General features: G+C 61.7%; 14 protein-coding genes. 3 read left to right on the top strand and 11 right to left on the bottom strand.

Annotation, left to right across the window (positions count from 1 at the left end; translation table 11 throughout):
- Nucleotides 1-90 precede the first annotated feature (90 nt).
- The 4 genes from HB393_RS03935 to HB393_RS03920 all read right to left on the bottom strand — a co-directional run bounded on the left by HB393_RS03935 (nt 91) and on the right by HB393_RS03920 (nt 4,447).
- On the bottom strand, nt 91-501 hold the full coding sequence (locus tag HB393_RS03935; RefSeq protein ID WP_213803850.1) for a hypothetical protein: 411 nt from the start codon (nt 499-501) through the stop codon (nt 91-93).
- Nucleotides 502-727: 226 nt separating this feature from the next.
- The gene (locus tag HB393_RS03930) at nt 728-1,282 is read right to left on the bottom strand and encodes a hypothetical protein (RefSeq protein ID WP_213803849.1); all 555 of its coding nucleotides are present in this window, start codon (nt 1,280-1,282) and stop codon (nt 728-730) included.
- A gap of 94 nt (nt 1,283-1,376) precedes the next feature.
- Nucleotides 1,377-3,983 carry a TonB-dependent receptor gene (locus tag HB393_RS03925; protein ID WP_213803848.1) on the bottom strand — a complete coding sequence of 869 codons (2,607 nt, stop codon included), beginning with the start codon at nt 3,981-3,983 and terminating at the stop codon, nt 1,377-1,379.
- 110 nt (nt 3,984-4,093) lie between these two features.
- Nucleotides 4,094-4,447, bottom strand: coding sequence for a hypothetical protein (locus tag HB393_RS03920; protein ID WP_213803847.1), 354 nt, complete (start codon nt 4,445-4,447; stop codon nt 4,094-4,096).
- 221 nt (nt 4,448-4,668) lie between these two features.
- On the opposite strand from HB393_RS03920, the gene HB393_RS03915 reads away from it, so the two are divergent.
- Nucleotides 4,669-5,730 carry a hypothetical protein gene (locus HB393_RS03915; protein ID WP_213803846.1) on the top strand — a complete coding sequence of 354 codons (1,062 nt, stop codon included), beginning with the start codon at nt 4,669-4,671 and terminating at the stop codon, nt 5,728-5,730.
- Between the two features lie 13 nt (nt 5,731-5,743).
- On the opposite strand, the gene HB393_RS03910 is transcribed toward HB393_RS03915, so the two are convergent.
- The 5 genes from HB393_RS03910 to tsaD form a co-directional block, all read right to left on the bottom strand.
- Nucleotides 5,744-6,790 carry a sensor domain-containing diguanylate cyclase gene (locus HB393_RS03910; RefSeq protein ID WP_213803845.1) on the bottom strand — a complete coding sequence of 349 codons (1,047 nt, stop codon included), beginning with the start codon at nt 6,788-6,790 and terminating at the stop codon, nt 5,744-5,746.
- Nucleotides 6,791-6,933: 143 nt separating this feature from the next.
- On the bottom strand, nt 6,934-8,037 hold the full coding sequence (moaA, locus tag HB393_RS03905) for a GTP 3',8-cyclase MoaA (protein WP_213803844.1): 1,104 nt from the start codon (nt 8,035-8,037) through the stop codon (nt 6,934-6,936).
- Nucleotides 8,038-8,216: 179 nt separating this feature from the next.
- Nucleotides 8,217-8,909: a hypothetical protein gene (locus HB393_RS03900; protein ID WP_213803843.1), complete on the bottom strand. Its 693-nt coding sequence runs from the start codon at nt 8,907-8,909 to the stop codon at nt 8,217-8,219.
- A gap of 139 nt (nt 8,910-9,048) precedes the next feature.
- The gene (gene cysS / locus HB393_RS03895; RefSeq protein ID WP_213803842.1) at nt 9,049-10,545 is read right to left on the bottom strand and encodes a cysteine--tRNA ligase; all 1,497 of its coding nucleotides are present in this window, start codon (nt 10,543-10,545) and stop codon (nt 9,049-9,051) included.
- Between the two features lie 92 nt (nt 10,546-10,637).
- The gene (gene tsaD, locus HB393_RS03890) at nt 10,638-11,819 is read right to left on the bottom strand and encodes a tRNA (adenosine(37)-N6)-threonylcarbamoyltransferase complex transferase subunit TsaD (protein ID WP_213803841.1); all 1,182 of its coding nucleotides are present in this window, start codon (nt 11,817-11,819) and stop codon (nt 10,638-10,640) included.
- Between the two features lie 37 nt (nt 11,820-11,856).
- Here tsaD and HB393_RS03885 point away from each other — a divergent pair, with 37 nt between their 5' ends.
- Complete coding sequence (locus HB393_RS03885) at nt 11,857-13,269, top strand: CCA tRNA nucleotidyltransferase (RefSeq protein ID WP_213803840.1); 1,413 nt, start codon at nt 11,857-11,859, stop codon at nt 13,267-13,269.
- Nucleotides 13,270-13,274: 5 nt separating this feature from the next.
- Complete coding sequence (locus HB393_RS03880) at nt 13,275-14,573, top strand: NAD(P)/FAD-dependent oxidoreductase (RefSeq protein ID WP_213803839.1); 1,299 nt, start codon at nt 13,275-13,277, stop codon at nt 14,571-14,573.
- On the opposite strand, the gene HB393_RS03875 is transcribed toward HB393_RS03880, so the two are convergent.
- Nucleotides 14,565-15,524: a DUF72 domain-containing protein gene (locus tag HB393_RS03875; RefSeq protein WP_213803838.1), complete on the bottom strand. Its 960-nt coding sequence runs from the start codon at nt 15,522-15,524 to the stop codon at nt 14,565-14,567. The two genes, HB393_RS03880 and HB393_RS03875, sit on opposite strands and share 9 nt — an antisense overlap.
- A 3-nt stretch (nt 15,525-15,527) precedes the next feature.
- Complete coding sequence (locus HB393_RS03870; protein ID WP_213803837.1) at nt 15,528-16,412, bottom strand: SDR family oxidoreductase; 885 nt, start codon at nt 16,410-16,412, stop codon at nt 15,528-15,530.
- Nucleotides 16,413-16,557 lie beyond the last annotated feature (145 nt).

Raw genomic sequence — 16,557 nt, 5'->3', positions numbered from 1 at the left:
TCTGCAGCCCTAACAAGGCGTTGTTTTGTATCGGCTTGGGTATGAGCAACTGTCGCATTCGCACTATCACATGGGAAGGAGAGAGGATAATCATCTGGACTGAAGGAGGCTGAAGAAAGACCACCCTCCGTAGCCATGCTCATTGTGGAATGCAAACAACAGTGGCGATGCAACTAAGATCTCCCCGATTCCCCATAACCAAATTGGTTTGGAGACCAGCACAAGGATGGGAGCAAGCTCTGCTTCGGTCCATAGCTCTTCTCGGAAGCCTTTGTTGAAACGCTTCTCCGCCCAGGAAGAGATTATGAGGCCCATCAGGAGAGGTATCGCGAACGCGAAAAACTCCAAATGCTTCATCGACATCGCTTTCCAGATGCCGTACCCATCGGCGTGCAGGTGGGGAAACGGCAGGAATAAGATGAACCACGCGCTCATCATGATTACGCTGCCGGCAATCGCCCAGAAAGCCAGATGCATCGGGTTGGGCTTCCGTTGCGACATGCCGACATGATATCCGCTTGGGAGCAACCGTCAAGAAGCTTTGAGAGAGGCTTATTCTGCGGGGAAACAGAAGAGGCGCTAATGCGTTTGGATCACTCGAGTTGAAAATAGCTCCCAAAACGGGCTTGTTGGCAATGACTCAGGCTTTCTGAGAATCTGCCAATCTGGAAACGGTTTGTCGGGCTCTCTCCAGCGGTTATTACAGTTCCTCAGATCCAGGTCTAGGTTAGGAACTTTGGCTAGGAAAGGTTTGTATACGAACAGCGCGTTCGCCCCAGTGTTCGGACTGGACGGACTTGAGGTTCTGCAGGCCGAGCAATGCGTCGTCTCGGATGGGTTTGGGAGTTAGCAGCTGTCGTAGCCGTGCTGTGAATTGGAGGGGAAAGAGGAGGATGTAGAAGAAAGTTCCACCTCTAAAGTGGTGGTTAACTATAACAAACAAGACATATGCGACGAGGGTCGCGACGGTTACCCAGGCCCAGATGCTACGTGAGACTAGCGACACGACGGGAGCGAGCTCTGCATCGGTCCAGATTCCATCCCGGAAGCGTTTGTTGAAATGCCTCTCGGCCAGAAAAGATAGGGTGATGCCAAACATCAATAATCCCGGGCCCGCAATGATGGGTGATCGGTTCATCCACAGGTTCTTCCAGAGTCCGCACTCGTCGGAGTGGGGGTGCGGGAAAGGCAAGAAGGAGAAGAAACATGCGCTCATGGCGATCGCTCCACCAGCAATCGCCCAATACGTCAGGTGCATCGGGTTGGGCTTCTGCCGCGCCATGCAAATATGATATTCGCTCTCGACGGTGGGAGCTGTGACTCTTCGATCAAAATACAGAGATCCTTCCCTGCGCTTCTAGCGACAGCGAAACGTTCTAGAAGTTGAATGTCACCTGTGCACTTACGGTGCGAGGGGAGACGAAGTGGGTTCCGCTGAAGGTGGAGAGGAAGTTGTAGAGGGCGTATTTGTTGGTTACGTTAACGGCGGTGATGCTGATGTTGGTCTTGAGGCGGTCGCGGTGGAGGACGTTGTCCCATCCGGCTCCCATGTCGAAGAGTGTGCGGGGGGCTACGCGAGGCGGGTTCTTGTCGTCGTTCTCGGTGCCGGGTTTGGGGATGCTGAGAAGTGGCGATGACAGTTGTCCCACCGGGCAACTGGTGAATGGAGCTGCAAGCGTTGCTACAACACCGGCGCATGTGATCTTTGCCTGCTGTTGCTGATCGGCGGTGAGGTAGCTGAGGTCAGTGAAGCCTGCGGCTACGTCGGCCTGGGTTGCGAAGGGGGCGTTGCCGGCTACCAGACCGCTCTCGTAGCGGTAGGTGATGCCGTACCAGGGACCGCTCTTGAAGGGCTGATATTGCAGGTGGGTGGACTGCTGGAAGGCCTGGTCGTGGTCGATGCGGAAGACGCCGCCGGTGGCGACGGAGGGATCGTTGAAGAGGATTCCGCCGACCTCGGGGTTGAAGAAGCGAGAGCGCGTGTGGCCCAGGACGGCGTAGGCGGAGATGCCGTGGGTCTCCGGTACGGTGAGCTTGATGCCGAAGCCGTCGATCTTGGACTTCTTCCACTGGATGGGGAAGGCAAGCGGGGTGTTGAGGACGATATCGAAGTCGAAGTCGCGGTCGGTGAACTTCCAGAAGTACTCGCCGTTGACGACGAGGTGCTTGCCGAAGCCCTGCTCGAAGCCAGCGTCGTACTGGTTGCGGGCGGCGGGCTTCAAGGGGACGGCTGCGCCTGCGCCCTCCAGGCCGCCTACGCCGGTGGAGCTGGAGACGATGAGGTTCTCGTTATAGGGCGTGAGGAAGAGTTTGCCGTAGCCGAGGCGGAGGACGGTGTTGGTGGCCTTCACGAGGTAGGTTGCGCCGAGCCGTGGCTGCACAAGCGAGCGATGGCTGATGCCGTCGTAGTTATCGACGCGTCCGCCGAGCAGGAAGGTGAAGCCTTTGAAGGCGAGGGTATCCTGCAGGTAGATCGCCTCCTGCTTGATGTCGGTCTTGCCGTTGAACTGGAAGACGGTGCCGCCACGGGTGAGGTCGAAGGGGGCGGAGCCGGCGTTGAAGTTGCCGTTGGGCGTATCGCCGGGCGGGCATTGGCTAGGATCGGTGAAGGCGGGGTTGGGATCGGGGGTGCCGTTTGCGTTGAGGCAAGGGGCGTTGAAGGTGGGATCGGTGATCCCGAGGGAGAAGCCTTCGTGCAGGAACGTATGGTAGAACATCGCTCCGGCCTTGATGGTGTTGATGCCGTGGGAGAAGGAGTAGTCCGCTTTGATTCCGGCGTTTTGCAGGCGGCGCGACTGGGCCAGCGTAACCGGTGTGTCGCTGAACGGGTTCTTGCTGGGGTAGTAGTGGAAGTTGTCCTGACGGAGATAGGGGTTGACCGTAAACAGGCTGTGCGGACTGAGGATGTGCGTCCATGATGGCGACAGGTTGTAGCTGAAGATCTGCGCCTTCTGGTCTTGTCCGGCGGCCTGCTGATCGTACTGGTTAGGGTTCTGGAACCAGGAGCGGGATGCGGTCATGTTCAGTTGAAAGAGATTCTGCTCGCTGGGGTTGAAGTCGATGCGGTCGAAGAAGTTCTCGTTGTTGCCCTTGGCATGCATGGGACGGAACTCGGGGGTGTCGAGGTAGCGGCCACTGTCCACGCCGTCGGCGGTGAAGAAGTTGCCGACGCGCTTCCCTCCGAAGCCGAGGGCGAGGCTACCAACCGAGGTTCCGAAGCTGCCGTAGCTGTAGGAGATGCTGCCAGTGGGATGGACGAGGTTCAAACCCGAGCGGGTGGTCGTCTGGACTACGAGCGAGGCCTTGTCGCCGTACTCTGGCGGAGCGATGCCGTTGATGACGTTGATGGACTGGATGGCGTTGACGGAGAGCTGATTGCCGAAGACGCGGCTTTGCTGGTCGCTGACCGGCTGGCCGTCGATGCTGAAGGTGGTGTCGGCGTGCTCGCCCATGGGATGGAAGAGGCCGTTGGAGTCGCCTGCGATGCCGGGGGTGCTGCCGGAGACCAGAGCGCTGAGGGGCGCGTTGGTGCTCTCGGTGGGCAGGCGCGCGAAGAGATTGCGATCGACGGCGTTGCCGGAGGTGGGATCGGCGTTGACCATGTCTTCGGGCTCGGCCTCTACGGTTACCACCTGATCGTTGGCGCTCACGCTGAGCTTGAAGTCCACCTGCGTTACCGAGGCGGAACGTACCTGAGCGTCCATCGCCACCGGCTTGAAGCCGAAGGAGATTGCAGAGACGTGATAGCGGCCGAAGGGAAGATTGGTGAAGCGGTACTGCCCCTGGGCGTCGGCCTTGGTGGTCTGCGAGTAGCCGCTGATGGGGTTGGAGATGGTGAGCGAAGCGCCGGGAATGATCGCGTTGGTGCTGTCCATCACCGTTCCGGAGACGACGCCGGAGGTGCCTTGCGCGTGGAGCTGAACAAGTCCGAAGAGAAGCAGAATAAGAGGAGATATGAATCGAGTGAGACCGGACTTCTGCATGAAACGCTCCTGTCGAGCTGGAGATGCGCGATCGAGCCAACGAGATTGCTCGTGGAGACAGGGACCAGAGTTTTTATGGGTGCTCTGAAGATTTCCGTTCGCCTGCCAGGTTATGCGCGAGAGGGCATACCCGGCGGAGGCCGGCTGAAGAGCTCGTAGTGCCAGCGCTGGATGCGCTGAATGGCAATGGCCTTGGGGAGAACCGCGTGTACCTGCAACACCGGATCCGGAGCAACGTGCGAGGCCGCCGGCATGGCAGAGTGCATAGCGACGCAGAGCGGGCAGTGGTCGGGGACGGCCTGGCGGGAGTCGGAGTCCGAGCTGAGCGGCGCGAGCTCTCCGTGGATGTGGCAGACCTGAACCGTGCTCGCGAAGCAGACCAGCATCAGACACAACAGGGCCAGGGCGCGGAGCCACATGGGCCGTTGCTGGCCGGTCTGTCCGGGTTGGAGAGGGGTCTGCATCAGTTTCAGGGTAGTCTTAACGGTGTAGCACAGTTAGAGTTGTGGCGCTATTGAAGCCGGCAAGGCGAGATGCGCGAAAGACGAAGATTCGTCTCGATAGGTGGGCGGGAGAGAAACCGTTCCGTCAGACACGCGTCCAACTTGCTGGCCGGGCGCGATCTTGAGTGAATCCAACGCTTTTGCCGTTACCCACACGAACCCATATAGGTAAGACGAAGCATATGCGCACAAAGTTTGCAGCCGAAGCAATATTCACCCTGACCGCAGCACTGCTCCTGCCTGCCGCGGCGGCGACGGCGGCTGCGCAACAGCAGCAGAGGCCACTGGTTCCGCCAGCGCCGGTGACGACGCCCCATCGTACCCGTCTGATCCTGAAAGACGGTTCGTATCAGATCGTTATGAGCTACCGTATCGTCGGCAATGTCGTTCGCTACGTGAGCGCGGAGCGGGGCGGGGCGGAGGAGGAGGTTCCGACGGAGCTAGTCGACCTGGACGCGACCCGTAAGTGGGAGGCACGGCATACTGCCGCTCCTGAGGGAGAGCCGGGCCAAGCTCCGCCGATCGATCCGGAGCTGCTGAAGGAGGAGGCGGACCGCGCCGCGCTTACGCCAGAGGTCGCCACCGACCTGCGGCTGCCGGAGGAGGATAGTGTGCTTGCCCTGGATACCTTCCGTGGAACTCCGGAGCTGGTTCCGCTGGCGCAGTCCGGAGGCGAGCTGAACCGCAATACCGCGCACAACATTTTGCGCGCGACGATCAATCCGCTGGCCAGCTCGCATCAGCTCATCCAGTTGAAGGGGGAGAAGGCGGCGATTCAGCTCCACGTCAACTCGCCGGTCCTGTATCTGCGGGTTGGGGACTTCAATGCGCCGCCTACGGGCGGGCCTCCGCTGGTCGTGGATACGCACGGCGCTACGGGGCAGGCTCCAAGCGCGCCGGCGGGAGGCTCGCCGGATAGCCGGTACGTGATCGTCCGCACGGATGTGCGTACGGGGGCGAGGGTGGTGGCGAGCTTCAAGATCAACATGCTGGGAGGGGTGCGGCGGCAGGAGGATGTCGTCGAGACGACGACGGAGCTGCTTCCTGGAGGGCATTGGATGAAGATCAGTCCGAAGCAGCCGCTGGACTTCGGCGAGTTCGCGCTGATGGAGATCATCTCGGAGAAAGAGGTGAATCTTGGGGTGTGGGACTTTGGGGTGCATCCGGTCGCTCCGGAGAATCCGGATGCGCTGAAGCCTCAACCGAAGCGGCCCTTGAATCTGGAGCGGCGGCGGCCTAGTTAGGCTTGGGGTTTCGTTACTTTCGACCTACGCGGGCGGCGCCGGTTGCACGGTCCATCTCGAGGAGGAGACCGCGTCCCGCGACGGCGACGTTGTCGCGTGTGGCGTTCTTCGCCTCGTACATCATGGTGTCGGCGGCGCGCAGGATGGTGGGGACGGTATGACCGTCCTCGGGGAAGGTGGCCATGCCGAAGCTGCCGGAGATGCGCAGCGAGAGCCCCGCTCCTTCGAGGAAGCGGGCGGTGCGGAGATCGTCGCGCAGCCGCATGGTCGCTTCGATGCCCTGAACCTTGCCCATGCCGGGCATGAGCGCCACGAACTCGTCTCCGCCGTAGCGGAAGGAGGCGTTGTTCGGTCCAAGGGAGCGCTTCATCAAGCTGCCGACCTCGGCGAGCAGTCTACTGCCCACCAGATGGCCGTGCGTGTCGTTGATGGCCTTGAAGTGATCGAGATCGATGAAGAGCAGCGTGAAGTCCTCATCGACCTTTATCTGCTCGTCCAGCATGGTGTACAGATGCCGCGCATTGAAGAGCCCAGTGCAGTCGTCGGTGATCGTCAGCTCCTGGATGAGGGTCATCGAGCGGGCGTTCTGGATTGCGATGGCGGCGTAGTCGCACAGGATGCGCAGGAAGGAGATGGAGTACTCGGAGAGCAGGTCAAGCTTGCTGTTGAGGAGTTGGATGACTCCGAGCGTCTTGTTTCCGGAGCGCACCGGCACGCAGGCGATGGACTGGATGTTGAGGTCGGGAAAGCGCCGGGAGAACGCGGACCAGTGGGGATCGAGCGAGACGTCCGGAACGACCAGCGGATTGCCAGTTTGGGCCACCCAGCCTGCCACGCCTTCGCCCATCTTGACGCGCAGGCCCTTGAGGCTTTGCGCGTTTTCGCCTACGGCGATGGCGTAGTACAGCTCGTTGGTGGTGTCGTCGACCATCAGAAGAGACCAGCGCTCGGGGCCGAAGAACTGCGCCATCTTCTCCATGATGGTGCCGAGGATGTCTTCGAGCTCCAACGATGCGGTGAGCGCACGCGCCACTTCGTGGAACACCCGAAGGTGATCCATCTGGCGACTCTCAATGACCTCGAATTGGCGTCTTTCTTTCAACGACTCACCGGGAAACACTGCAAGTACATCAGCTGCGTACCTGGAATGAACAGAATTCTAAATCGATTATTCCTGTTCCCCTGAACCAGGGGCATACCAGTTTAGCCGCCGATGTGGACCATACTGCGAGAAGGTTTTTCAAAGCCAGGTTCGCCGATATGATGGCGAGCTTCTTTGCGCATGACGATACGACGGATATACGCACTCAACTCGTCATCTGTTCCACCTCGCGCCATCTCTCCCTGCAGGTCGTGATCGCTCTGCGAGAAGAGACAGGTCCGAATCTTGCCATCGGAGGTGAGCCTCACCCGACTGCAATGGCCACAGAAGGGGCGTGAGACCGGCGCGATAATGCCGATCTCGCCCAAGCCATCGTCGAAGGTGAAGCGCTTCGCGGTCTCGCTTGCGTGGTTGGGCGGAAGTTCGACCAGCGGCCGGTAGGCGTTCAGGCGGCTGACGATCTCGTCCATGGGTACAACTGTCTCTGGCTTCCAGGTGCGATCTTCCTCCAGAGGCATAAACTCGATAAATCGAACAATGACTCGCTCGCGGCGGGAGAACTCCGCAAATTGTTCGATTTGCCCGTCGTTGAAGCCGCGCAGGAGCACACAGTTTATCTTTACGGGTCCCAGACCGACGTCCTGGGCTTTGCGGATTCCGGCGAGGACCTTGTCGAAGCTGCGAGGAACTCGCGTGATGGCGGTGAAGGTTTCGGAGTCTACGGCGTCCATGCTGACGGTTACACGGCTTAGCCCGGCGCGTTGCAGCGGCTCCGCCAGACCTTCGAGGAGATGGCCGTTCGTGGTGAGAGCGATGTCCAACGGTATATCGGCTGGTAGATATGTTCCGTCGGGTGTCTCGGAGCTATAGGCGGTGCGCAGCGAGGATAAATCTTTCACCATATCCACGAGACCGGAGCGCAGGAGCGGCTCGCCTCCGGTGAGGCGGACCTTTTCCACTCCAAGGGAGACGAAGATCTTCACCATGCGCATATAGTCGGCGATGGGAAGCTCGCTGTACTGCGCGCCCTCGTTGCCGGTTCTGCAGTAGACGCAGCGATAGTTGCAGCGGTCTGTGACGGAGATCCTGAGATCGGTGATGGCGCGTCCGAACTTGTCGCGTAACCGGCCTTCCATTTCTACCGCATCTCTGCTCCTGGCCGGTTCAAACGCTATGGGCGAGATGTAGGTTAAAGTGGCAGCCATGGGTTAACTTCTAAAGTCCCTTAGGATTAGATGCAGTCGGCGTCTAAATGAAGCTCTGGGGTAGGCTCACGCGGATTCTCTGAGTATAGCTACGGTTTAGGCTGATTTTCTCAAGCATTCTTCTCAGAATCTATTGTATGCACTCTTTTTCATAGGACTGGAATTTCGTGGATTCGGTGCTATTGCGCGGAGTTGCTGGAGTTACCGATGGTGCTGGCGTAGAGCGGGGCGGCGGCAGAGCGGCCGAAGCGGACGGTGCTTTTGGTGATCCGGTTGAGCTCTTCGGTGCTGTTCGAAGAGAAGTACCAGACGAGCAGGTGGTTGCTCCAGTTGGTGGAGAAGCCCATGGTGAAGAGTTGCGGTGGGGTGACTCCGGGGGGAGTTATACCACCCTGGGGCATGCCTTGAGCGGCGGCCATGTGGACCTTCTGCCAGCCTACGTTGTACCAGGCGGGCGGGGCGATGGAGGACATGCCAGGGACTTTGGTGACGAGTTCAGCCATGTTCGCGAGGAGGTCTTTGGCGTTGACCTGCTGCTCTGGAGTGAGGCAGGAGACGTCGAGCTCGGCCAAGAGGATGGTGGCGGATTTCTGGCTGCCGGCTGTTGGGTTGAGTTGAAGGAGCAGGTTGGGGCGGAGGCAACGGGTCGCGGCTGCGAGGGTGGGATCGGAGTCTCCGGAGATGCCGAGGAGGGTGAGGTGTCCGTCCTTCAAGGCCTGGGAGGAGTCGGCCTTGGTGAGATCGGAGGGATAGTTGAAGCGGATATTCAGGGCTTCATTACTCCACTCGGTGAGGGGAGATTGGGCGTGGGCGGCGATGCCCGCGGCCAGGATGCAGAGGGTGAAGAGGCGACTTGCGAGGAGAGTTTGCATGGCTTCTTTCTGGACGCGGCTTTTCAGCGGTCTCTTGTTGGATGCCGATTGCGGGTGGATGGGGCTGGTTTGGATGACGTCAAAAGGACGGCAACGACAAAGCGGATCCCTGCTGGATGACAGATGAAGGAAGGATCGATTACTTGCGCTTCCAACGGACGCCGTCTTTGCCGTCTTCTATGAGGATGCCCTTGGCGAGGAGGTCGTTACGGATGGCGTCGGCGCGGGCGAAGTTGCGGGTCTTCTTGGCCTGGGTGCGCTCGGCTACGAGGGCGTCGATGTCGGCGTCGGTGAGGGCGAGGGTGGCGAGGAGCTCGGGGGAGGCCTCGTCGAGGCGGCCTTCGCGCTCGGCCCAGGCGAGCGCGACTCGGGTGAGAGCGGCGTCGCGGTCTTCGAGGACAGCGAAGACGCCGTCGAAGAGGGCGAGGACGCGGAGGATCTCTGCGACGTTGCCTGCCAGGAGAGTGCAGCGGTCGGCGGCGGCGTTAGCGGCGCGGACGAGGTCGAAGATGGCGGCGCGAGCTTCAGCGGTGTTGAGATCGCTGGCCAGGGCGGCGGTGTAGTCCTGCTCGGCCTTGACGGTGGCGGCGGCGATGGTGGGATCGAGGCCTTCGGGGAAGGTGCCGGTGAGGAGGCGTTTGTGGAAGGTACGGAGGCGATCGACGGCGTTGGTGGACTCGGTGAGGCCGTCGATGGTGAAGTTCATCTGGTTGCGATACGGAACCGAGAGCAGCAGGAAGCGGATGGCCGAGGCGCGGTAGCCCTTAAGGAGCAGATCGCGGAGGGTGTAGAAATTGCCCTCCGACTTGGACATCTTGCGACCTTCGACGAGCAGGAAGCGGACGTGCATCCAGTGGCGGGCGAAGGTAGTGCCGGAGGCGCACTCGGACTGGGCGATCTCGTTCTCGTGGTGCGGGAACATGAGATCTTCGCCGCCGGCATGGAGGTCGAAGGACTGCCCCAGGAACTTGGTGGCCATCGCGGAGCACTCGATGTGCCAGCCGGGACGTCCGATGCCGAGCGCGGTGTCCCAGGAGGGCTCGGGGATTCCGTTGACGGGCGGCTTGACGGCCTTCCAGAGGGCAAAGTCGCGGGCGGCGTCCTTCTCGTACTCGTCGAGATCGACGCGAGCTCCGTCGGTTATGTTTTCGAGGTCCTTCTTGGAGAGCTTGCCGTAGTCGGGATCGCGGGCGATGCGGAAGTACCAGCTTCCGTCCTCGGCCTGATAGGCGATGTCTTTTTCGGCGAGCTGCTGGATGAGGGAGACCATCTCCGGAATGCTCTTGGTGGCGTGGGAGATGTGCTCGGGGAGCTCGATGTTGAGGGCGGTGAGGTCCTCGAAGAAGGCTTTTTCGAACTTAGCGGTGTACTCGGCGATGGGAAGGCCGGCGGCAGCGGCGTTGCGGATGATCTTGTCGTCGACGTCGGTAACGTTCATGACGTGTTTGGTGGGGATGCCAAGCTGGTGGACGAAGCGCCGCAGGACGTCGACGTGGAGGAAGGTGCGGAAGTTGCCGATGTGGCCGTAGTCGTAGACGGTAGGACCGCAGCAGTACATGCGCAGTTCGGGGGCACCGACGGGTTCGAGCGTGTCTATCTTTCCGCTGAGGGTGTTGAAGAGTTCCAGTGTCGCCACGTGCGGTATATCCCTGCCGCAGCCGGCTCGTGGCTCGGTGCAGACTGCTCTCGCTTAAAGTTCTGGGTTGATTTTAGCTGATAGGCGAACGATTAGCCGAGACGGAGTTGAGGGGTGGCGCTCAGATCTTCCGGGGCGAAGTCCGCGGCGAGGAACTTGGGCCAGGCGGCGGCGGCGATCATGGCGGCGTTGTCGGTGGAGAGAGCCAGCGACGGAAAGGCCGCCGGAAGGCCACGGCGGGCAGCTTCAGCAGAGAAGCGGCGGCGGAGCTCGGAGTTGGAGGCGACTCCACCGGAGACGACCAGGCCGCGGACTCCGAAGGCCGCGGCAGCGGCGAAGGTCTGGCGGAGGAGGTTGCCGACGACCGCGTATTGAAAGGAGGCGATAAGGTCCAGGGTCTGGGGGTCGAGGAGGGCGAGCGCCTCTGGCGAGGAGGGCTTGAGCGCCGGATTGGCGGCGAGGGCGTGGCGGCGGGCTTCGATGCTGTCGTGCATGGCGTGGGTCTGGGTGTAGCGGAGGACGGCGGTCTTGATGCCGCTGAAGGAGAGATCGTAGGTGGTGGTTGCAGACGGAATACGCGGCTTGATCTGGCCGAAGTGGAAGGGCACGGCGCGGGGGTTGCCGTGAGGAGCGAGGGTATCGATCCAGGGGCCGCCAGGGTAGCCGAGGCCGAGGAGCTTGGCGACCTTGTCGAAGGCTTCGCCGGCGGCGTCGTCCACGGTGCGGCCTACGTTTTGGTAGGTCCAGGCTTCCCTGCCCTGCGGGTCTTCCGAGTGCCGGGCGAGGTAGAGGTGGGTGTGGCCTCCGGAGACGACCAGGGCGAGAAGAGGAAGCTCCATCGGCGCTTCGGCACGGTCGCGAGCCTCCATGAGGACGGCGTGGATGTGGCCTTCCAGGTGGTTAACGGCGATGAGCGGCTTATCCAGACCGAAGGTGAGTGCCTTGGCGTAGGTGATGCCAACGAGGAGTGCTCCGGCGAGGCCGGGACCGGCGGTGACGGCGATGGCGTCGAGGTCGGCGAAAGAAACATTGGCGCGAGAGAGGGCTTCGCGGACAACGGGGACGATGTTGCGCAGGTGCTCGCGGGAGGCGAGCTCCGGGACGACGCCTCCATAGTTGGCGTGCAGGGCCATCTGCGAAGCGACGACGTTGGAGAGGGCATGGGAGCCGGAGCGGACGACGGCGGCGGCGGTCTCGTCGCAGGAGGATTCGATGCCGAGGATCAGGCCGCTGCCCTGCCTCTGGTCCTGCCCGGTGCTGCCGCTTTCGTACATCTCTCTATATTAGACAGAAGGGATATTTGAGACGCGTATGGCTGGGCCTTTGACGGACAACCCGAGGTATGTCGCTGCACGGAAGATTGTGGCCGCATTACGAGCTGCCGGGCATCAGGCTTACTTCGCAGGTGGATGCGTGCGGGATCTGCTGCTGGGGCTGGAGGCGAAGGACTTCGATGTGGCCACGAGCGCGACTCCCGATGTCGTCATGGGACTGTTCGCAAAGACATTCTCGGTGGGAGCGCACTTTGGGGTGGTGTTGGTCTGCTCCGGTGGACCAAACGAAAATGAGATTGCAACCGAAGTCGCTACATTTCGCAACGATGGCGCTTACAGCGATGGGCGGCGGCCCGATGCGGTGCAGTTCTCGACGGATGCGCGAGAGGATGTACTGCGGCGGGACTTCACCATCAACGGAATGCTGCTGGACCCGATGATCTACGAGGAGACCGAAGACGCCGGCGCTGCCACGCTGGATTATGTCGGCGGACGTGAGGATCTGGCAGCGGGTATCGTGCGGGCCATCGGCGAGCCGGAGCGGCGCTTCGAAGAAGATAAGCTGCGCATGCTGCGGGCGGTGCGGTTTGCGGCGCGGCTGGACTTTAGGATCGACGTCGCGACTGCCGAGGCGATCAAGAGATTGGCTCCGCAGGTTGGGCAGGTGAGCTGCGAGAGGATTCGCGAGGAGCTGACGCGGATTCTGACGGAGGGTGGCGCAGCGGAGGGGTTTGAGCTGCTGTATCGGCTGGGTCTGCTGGAGCAGGTGATGCCCGAGGCGGTGAAGATGCGCGGAGTCGCTCAGCCGCCGGAGTTTCATCCGGAGGGCGATGTCTGGGTGCACACGATGCTGCTACTGTCACAGCTCCCGATTGCGCCTGCTCCGGTGACGCCTACGCTGGCCTGGGGGGCGCTGCTGCACGATATCGGCAAGCCGGCCACGTTTCGCGCCCCGGACCCGGCGATGCCGGGCGACCGGATTCGCTTCAACGGACACGTCGAGGTAGGAGTGCGGATCGCCGAGGAGATTCTGGCGCGGCTGCGGTTCTCGAACGACGATACGGCGCAGATCGTGGCGCTGGTGAAGAACCATATGCGCTTCGGCGATGTGATGGGGATGCGGGAGTCGACGCTGAAGCGCTTCTTCCGGCTGCCGAACTTCCCCGAGCATCTGGCGCTGCATTGGCTGGATGCGAGCTCGTGCCATGGAGATCTAAGGCTGTATGGATATGCTAAAGAACGATATGAGGCAGTTCCGATGGAGGAGCATCGTCCTCCGTTGCTGGTGAGCGGAAGAGATCTGATTGCGGCGGGATACCGGCCAGGACCAGAGTTCAAGGCGATGCTGGAGGCGGCGGAGGATGCGCAGTTGGAGGGCGCCGTCCGGACGGAGGAGGAGGCGATGTCAATGATTCAGGAGCGGTTCGGAAGGCCAGATAGGAGCATCTAACTGCAATGGCTGAGCAGAGAAATCTTGATGTGATCGTCGTAGGTGCAGGAATGGCGGGGCTAACGGCGGCTCGCGCGCTGGGTGAGGGTGGACTGCGAGTGTGCGTCCTGGAAGCCCGCGAGCAGGTGGGCGGGCGGATTATGACGCAGCGGGTGGGCTCGGAGGCGATCGAGCTGGGGGCGGAGTTTGTCCATGGGCGGCCACCGGAACTCTGGGCCTTGATCGACGAGATGAGGGAGACCGGAGTCGAGACCTTTGAGTTGGATGGATCTCAGGTGGGTTTGGAGGGTGGGGCGCTGAAGCCTATCTCCAAAGAGATGGAGGAGGTATTCGGAACGCTCGACGACCTGGAAGATTGGACCGGGCCGGACTGCAGCTTCGCCGAGTATCTCGACCGCAAAGACATAGAGGGAGAGCAGCGTCAGGAGATTGTGGGGAACGTCGAGGGCTTCAACGCCGCGGATCACCGTGTGATCAGCGCGGCTTCCCTGGGGGCGCAGCAGAAGGCGGAGCGGTCGACGGAGGGAGATCTGCTCTCTCGGGTGAAGGGTGGGTATGACCAGTTGCCCGAGTATCTGGCGGACAAGGTAGTGGAGCTTGGCGGGAGTGTGCTGCTGGGGCATCGGGTGCAAGAGGTTCGTTGGCGGAAGGGGCGCGTCGAGATTGTGACCAAGCAGGGGACCTTCACTGCGCCTCGAGCAGTGGTGACACTGCCGCTGGGGGTGTTGCAGCGTGAATCCGTGACATTTACGCCGGCCGTCAGCCGGGTTCTGGAGGCCGCGGAGTTGATGCGGATGGGGCAGGTGTGCCGGCTTACGATGGTCTTCCGAAGGCGCTTCTGGGAGGAGCTGGAGCCACAGCCGGAGATGCGGAGCCTGAGCTTTCTATTTGCGTTCGGCATGGTGCCGCGAGCCTGGTGGACGTCGCATCCTGAAGAGAGCAATACCTTGACGGGTTGGGCCGGAGGTCCGCGGGCGGGAGAGCTACTGGGAATGGCACCTGCAGAGTTGAGGTGCGTGGCGACGGAGCGACTGGCTGAGATTATGGGTCTGGATACGACGGTGGTTCAGGCGGAGGTGGTGGGGTGCTATACCCACGACTGGTCTGCCGACGAGTTTGCTCTGGGGGCCTACAGCTACGTCGGGGTAGGCGGCCTAGGGGCATCCGCTACTATGGCGGAGCCGGTAGAGGAGACGCTCTACTTTGCTGGAGAGCACACCGACGTGACCGCCCATTGGGGGACGGTCCATGGTGCGATGCGCTCTGGATTGAGGGTTGCGGAGCAGATTCTCGAATCAGAGTAGTCGCTTCTGGACTCGGCTGCGAAGGTCCTGCGCGTCGAACGGGGCGCGGACCTTGGCGTCGTTGTCAAAGTAGACGAAGACGTCGCGGGGTTGACTGGATGCCAGGATGGGGCTGGCGAGGCGGGCTTCGGGTTTGGTGGTGGGATCGGGGTTCGGCGTTCCACCGTTAGCCCAGGTTTGAATGCGGCTGGCCCAGAGGTCCAGGGCGGGGGGATCGTATCCGCTGAAGTAGAGCTGCTCGGAGCCGTGCAGGCGGCAGTAGACGAAGTCGCTGGTGACGTCGAGGAGCAAGGGCCACTCCACGGTATCTGCCGGGACGAGACCGATGTTGTGCTCACGGAGCAGGTCGATGAACTCCGGTGTGACGAAGCTCTCGTGGCGGATCTCGACGCAGTGGCGAATCGGAGCGTCGCTTCCAGAGGGGACTTTGATCGCGCTTGGGTCTGCAAGGCGTGTGGCGTGACGGCGAGCGAAGGAGGCGGCTTGTTTCACGGTGCGGGGCAGGAGGCGGAAGAAGGTCTCGAAGCGGCCGCGGTCGAAGCGCATCTGCGGGGCAAACTGCCAGAGGATAGGACCGCACTTCGGGCCGAGGGTGAGCATCCCACTGCCGAAGTAGTTGGCGAGGGCGGCTTCGATCCCACGAAGCTTGAGCATGTGGGTGATGTAGCGCGAGCCTTTGAGGGAGAAGACGAAGTCGTCCGGAGTCTCGCGGGCCCACTGCTGGAAGCTCTTCAGGTGCTGAAGAGAGTAGAAGGTTCCGTTGATCTCGATGGTCTCGAACTGGCGGGAGGCGAACTCCAGCTCGCGGCGTTGGGCGAGGCCTTCGGGGTAGAAGACTCCGCGCCAACCCGCATAGCGCCAGCCGGAGATGCCGATTCGGACGCGCGGGAGAGTCGCGGTCTTCGTTGGGATGTCGGACTGGGAGCTCTGAGCCTTTTTTCGTGCGGCCATGATCTAGAGGGGGGTTCTGCCGCCGGTGGCTCCGAAGATCTCGCCGGAGCAGTAGCTGGACTGCTCGGAGGCGAGAAAGACGTAGAGGTGGGCCAGCTCGACGGGCTGCGCGGGACGGCCGAAGACCGTGTTCTCGCCGAACTTCTTGACCTTCTCTACAGGCATGGTGGCGGGGATGAGCGGAGTCCAGACGGGGCCGGGAGCGACTCCGTTGACTCGTATGCCTTTGTCCTTGGATAGCTTGGCGAGGCTCTTGGTGAGGCTGGCCACGGCGGCCTTCGTAGCGGCGTAGGCGAGCAGGCCTTCGCTGGGCTCGAAGGTCTGGATAGACGTGGTGTTGATGATGCTGGCTCCGGGACGCAGGACCGGCAGCGCGGCCTGGGTGAGGAAGAAGGTGCCAAAGACGTTAGTGCGGAAGGTGTGTTCAAGCTCTTCGGGGCTGACGTCTTCGATGGACTCGCGCTGCATCTGGAAGCCTGCGTTGTTGACGACTATATCGAGGCGTCCGAGACGGCCCGTGGCGCTGGAGACCAGGCTGCGGGCATAGCTGGGCTCGCCGATGTCGCCCGGGCAGAGAAGCGCCTTGCGTCCTGCTCCTTCGATGATCTCCGCGACCTCTTTGGCGTCTGACTCCTCCTCCGGGAGGTAGCTCATGACGATGTCCGCGCCCTCCCTGGCGAAGGCGATGGCTACCGCCCGGCCGATGCCGCTGTCGGCGCCGGTGATGATGGCGACGCGGTCGAGCAGGCGGCCGCTGCCGATGTAACTCTTCTCGCCGTGGTCGGCGGGCGGCTCGAGCGCGTGGACTGAGCCGGGGTGCGATTGTTTCTGCTCCTTGAAGGGTGGCTTGGGAAACAGGTCGCGCGGGTCGGGATTGGCGTGCTGCATGAGTCTCTCCTAGAGTTGCTTCTATTCTTCCGGCTGGTCTTCAAACATCCTCAAAACAGGGATGCTAGGTACCGTGGCGTAGGTGTTCGATGCAGTTTTAGCTTCGGAGGAGGGATGGCCTGACGAGATGGGTGCGAGGCCTGCT

It is taken from the genome of Granulicella sp. dw_53 (assembly GCF_018449545.1).
GTDB lineage: Bacteria > Acidobacteriota > Terriglobia > Terriglobales > Acidobacteriaceae > Edaphobacter.
This window is presented reverse-complemented; position numbering and strand designations above follow the sequence as displayed.

Excerpts from the sequence above, each read along its gene's own strand:
- HB393_RS03875 (WP_213803838.1), bottom strand. The coding sequence starts at position 15,524 with ATGGCCGCACGAAAAAAGGCTCAGAGCTCCCAGTCCGACATCCCAACG.
- moaA (WP_213803844.1), bottom strand. The coding sequence starts at position 8,037 with ATGGCTGCCACTTTAACCTACATCTCGCCCATAGCGTTTGAACCGGCC.
- HB393_RS03880 (WP_213803839.1), top strand. The coding sequence starts at position 13,275 with ATGGCTGAGCAGAGAAATCTTGATGTGATCGTCGTAGGTGCAGGAATG.
- HB393_RS03935 (WP_213803850.1), bottom strand. The coding sequence starts at position 501 with ATGTCGCAACGGAAGCCCAACCCGATGCATCTGGCTTTCTGGGCGATT.
- HB393_RS03900 (WP_213803843.1), bottom strand. The coding sequence starts at position 8,909 with ATGCAAACTCTCCTCGCAAGTCGCCTCTTCACCCTCTGCATCCTGGCC.
- HB393_RS03910 (WP_213803845.1), bottom strand. The coding sequence starts at position 6,790 with ATGGATCACCTTCGGGTGTTCCACGAAGTGGCGCGTGCGCTCACCGCA.
- HB393_RS03925 (WP_213803848.1), bottom strand. The coding sequence starts at position 3,983 with ATGCAGAAGTCCGGTCTCACTCGATTCATATCTCCTCTTATTCTGCTT.
- HB393_RS03920 (WP_213803847.1), bottom strand. The coding sequence starts at position 4,447 with ATGCAGACCCCTCTCCAACCCGGACAGACCGGCCAGCAACGGCCCATG.
- HB393_RS03870 (WP_213803837.1), bottom strand. The coding sequence starts at position 16,412 with ATGCAGCACGCCAATCCCGACCCGCGCGACCTGTTTCCCAAGCCACCC.
- tsaD (WP_213803841.1), bottom strand. The coding sequence starts at position 11,819 with ATGTACGAAAGCGGCAGCACCGGGCAGGACCAGAGGCAGGGCAGCGGC.
- HB393_RS03930 (WP_213803849.1), bottom strand. The coding sequence starts at position 1,282 with ATGGCGCGGCAGAAGCCCAACCCGATGCACCTGACGTATTGGGCGATT.
- HB393_RS03915 (WP_213803846.1), top strand. The coding sequence starts at position 4,669 with ATGCGCACAAAGTTTGCAGCCGAAGCAATATTCACCCTGACCGCAGCA.
- HB393_RS03885 (WP_213803840.1), top strand. The coding sequence starts at position 11,857 with ATGGCTGGGCCTTTGACGGACAACCCGAGGTATGTCGCTGCACGGAAG.